Source organism: Alistipes sp. CAG:29, assembly GCF_000435435.1.
Classification (GTDB): domain Bacteria; phylum Bacteroidota; class Bacteroidia; order Bacteroidales; family Rikenellaceae; genus Alistipes; species Alistipes onderdonkii.
This window is the reverse complement of the sequence record NZ_FR893487.1, coordinates 1-3,036: the sequence shown is the minus strand read 5'-3', so window position 1 is coordinate 3,036 and position 3,036 is coordinate 1. Positions and strand designations below refer to the sequence as shown.

General features: G+C 44.3%; 3 protein-coding genes. 1 reads left to right on the top strand and 2 read right to left on the bottom strand.

Annotated elements, in window-relative coordinates; translation table 11 throughout:
* On the top strand, window positions 1–862 hold an 862-nt coding region (locus QVP03_RS10925; protein WP_288210772.1), incomplete at its 5' end, for a tyrosine-type recombinase/integrase.
* Between the two features lie 68 nt (window positions 863–930).
* Here the strand turns inward: QVP03_RS10925 and QVP03_RS10920 are convergent.
* Both QVP03_RS10920 and QVP03_RS10915 read right to left on the bottom strand, forming a co-directional pair.
* The gene (locus QVP03_RS10920) at window positions 931–1,770 is read right to left on the bottom strand and encodes a hypothetical protein (RefSeq protein WP_117506565.1); all 840 of its coding nucleotides are present in this window, start codon (window positions 1,768–1,770) and stop codon (window positions 931–933) included.
* Window positions 1,771–1,918: 148 nt separating this feature from the next.
* A complete protein-coding gene (locus tag QVP03_RS10915; RefSeq protein WP_022333469.1) occupies window positions 1,919–2,752 on the bottom strand; it encodes a hypothetical protein in 834 nt (277 codons plus the stop codon).
* Window positions 2,753–3,036: the final 284 nt, after the last annotated feature.

The following is a 3,036-nucleotide window of genomic DNA, read 5'->3' as shown; positions in this document are numbered from 1 at the left end:
CGGCAAATACGGCTCGGCATCCAAACACCGTTCCCTACTCTCCCGCTTGTCTGAATTTAGGTCGCTGAACACTCGGTTCGATGAAATAGATTTAGCGTTCCTGCGTGATTTTGAATTGTTCCTGCGTAAAGAGGGCAATGTAAACAACAGCATAGCCACGAAATTTGCCATCTTTAAGGCCGCCTATAACAAGGCTCTTGCAGAGGGTTTGTTTCTCCAAAAGATAAATCCGTTTGCAAAATACAAGGTCGGTAGCCTATGGACACGGACGAGGAAACGAGCCATCACGAAAGAGGATATACAGAAACTCGTTGCATTGGAGATAGCCCCTAATTATAGGACGAACTATGCCGAATTTGCACGGGACATCTTTCTGTTCTCCTACTACACGGCAGGCATTAATTTTACGGATATGGCTACCCTGCGTTACTGCGATATTGTGGACGGCAGGATTTACTACTCCCGCCACAAGACACAGAAATTGCTGTCCTTTCAACTCGTACCGAACGCCATGCGGATTATCGAGAAATACAGCAAGGCCAACCACGCACAAGAAGATTATATCTTCCCTATTCTCGACCGCACGGAACACAAGACAGCACAACAGATTTTCAACCGCACACACAAGGTTCTGCGGAAAGTCAATCGGGAGTTAAAGACGCTGGGTGAGCAGATAGGATTGGAAATGCCATTGACTACCTATGTCGCTCGGCATACGTTCGCCACCGTGCTGAAAAGGTCGGGAGTGAATATTGCCATCATTTCCGAATCATTGGGGCATTCAGACCTATCCACGACACAGATTTACTTGGACAGTTTCGAGAACTCACAAATCGACGCTGCAATGCAACACTTGTTATAGGAGTTTGGAGGTCGGCGACCAATATGGTAACCGACCTCCTTTTTTCCTAATGATGGGTAGCCTCCTCATTATCCGAGGTGTTTTTCCAGCATATCATATGTGGCCTGTTCCCGTGACAGCCCCTCTCCTGTCTGAGGTTTCATAATCTCTTGCGCTTGTTCGGCAGTCAGTCGATTGATTTGCTCCACCATCTGAACAGTAAACGCCGTAGGGTCTGCCGCATTGCTGAATTTCTTGGAGAGGTGGGTAATCAGGTACTTTTTTGCCAAGAACGTATCTGGAAATTTGCCTTGCGCGGCCTCATACCACTTGACACTCCGTTCATACCATCCAGCCTCTCCAAATGCTTTGGGCAGTTCCTTACTCTTGACACAGGCCACAAGGTCTTTTGGTTTGAGGGAATTTGCGCCCGTACACCATAAGGAAATGGTTGCCAGCGGGCAGCCTTTGCTACGGAGGTACATTGCAAACTCAAAGACTTTATTTTCGACACCGAGCATCATTGCAGGAGCCGCCATATAATCCGTACCCGTCCACGTCTTTGTGCAGATATTCATTTCTGCAATCAGTGCCGCAATCGACATTTCGACATTCAGCGGCTCACAAATTACGAAGTCATCCAGATTCAGTTTCAAATTCAGATAGGCAACCAATCGGTGCTGACCGTCCAGCACGGCATAGTAGTTTTCGGTCTGGTCATCGGGAATGTCGTTCCCATCGAGGTCTACCAGATGACCGTCCATAAGGTAGACATCCTCTCCCTTAACTACTATGATGGGCGACAACTGCCCGTACTCCTTAATGGAATTTTCTTTGGCCTTAACCGTCTTGGCGTTGATCGCGCGGTTGCCCTTGACAAATGCAAACTGGCGTGCTTCGTTCTCGATGGTGATGTTCATCTTTTTCATAGCTGTGGATTACTCCGTCCTTTACGGAGGGGCTTCTATTTGCTTCAGACCATCGCCCTCTGGCTGGAGCATCGAGAGGAACGCCCTCCCGACACCACAAAGGTCGATAGAAATTCAGCCCTTATTAGGGAGTAAAACACAGGCCGATTTACTCACCCTCTTCTTTGGGGAGTTTCAAACCACCTGCATAAGTCTTGGGATGCCGTTGGTTGAAATCGAAATCTCCATATTGTTTGATATTTCCTTTCAACGCAGAATCACTTACCAAAAATACCTCCTTTCTCGATAGTCGGCAGAAATGGATAATCCGAGAAATAAGTAATAGTTTGCTGTATGAAACGGTACTACCACGTTCGGCTCGTAAATCGGGCATGCCGAGGACATCGAACAATACCTTAAATAATTTGTACAACAACACCTGTTGTTGAGCAGCACCAAATGATTTCGTGTAATTCCTGCACATAATATCAAGCGTCCATACCTTTAATTGTGGTGCTTCTTGGTATTTGTCAAGTTCCCGCTTCACGAATCGACGTAGATTTTGCAATATTACAGGGCTGTTGGTCTCATAACGGTAGCTTTTGCGAATCTCCTTATCGTCCGACAGGTAAAGAACGGCTTGTGGATGATTCTCCAGATAATCTTCAATTTCAACCAATATATCATAATCCGTCTTGCTGGCGTCTGCTGCATTTATTCCAAAATCCATTGTAATATCGTAAATATAAAGCAGGGCGAACCAGAATTTTTTTACATCTAATTCGTATCCTTCCAATGTAGCGATAATGTCTTTATTATCGAGGAATGCTTGATATGTGAACGGCGGTTTTATTACCTCTCTATTCATTCGGGAGAGAAACCGCAAATTCCAGTCGCTCAAACAATAGTCCTCGCCATCCCAACCGACATTGATTTTGTCTGTCAGTTTATTGACATACTCCATAGCTTCATCATTCCAATTTTGAGGTATCGTATAGCCCATAATCGTAAAGTTTTCGGTTACTCAAAGATAATGAAAGCCTGCAAGAACAGCAACCATAAGACTTCGATTAAATTTTTTTTGTAAAATATTATGTTAAAATTTGGATTTTGATTAAATGCTTTATACCTTTGCACATCATTGTCACAGACAAGGGTAATTCTTGTTTCTTCCATAGAAAATATGTTATAGGACGGATAAGGATGGCATTATATGCTGTCCTTGTCTTTGGTTGATAGTCGCATATTTTTTGTGTCGGAAATGAAATTCCCTTATAAAAAGATATT

What these genes read in the sequence shown, in the direction of transcription:
- QVP03_RS10920 (WP_117506565.1), bottom strand. Translation starts at nt 1,770, where the DNA reads ATGAAAAAGATGAACATCACCATCGAGAACGAAGCACGCCAGTTTGCA.
- QVP03_RS10915 (WP_022333469.1), bottom strand. Translation starts at nt 2,752, where the DNA reads ATGGGCTATACGATACCTCAAAATTGGAATGATGAAGCTATGGAGTAT.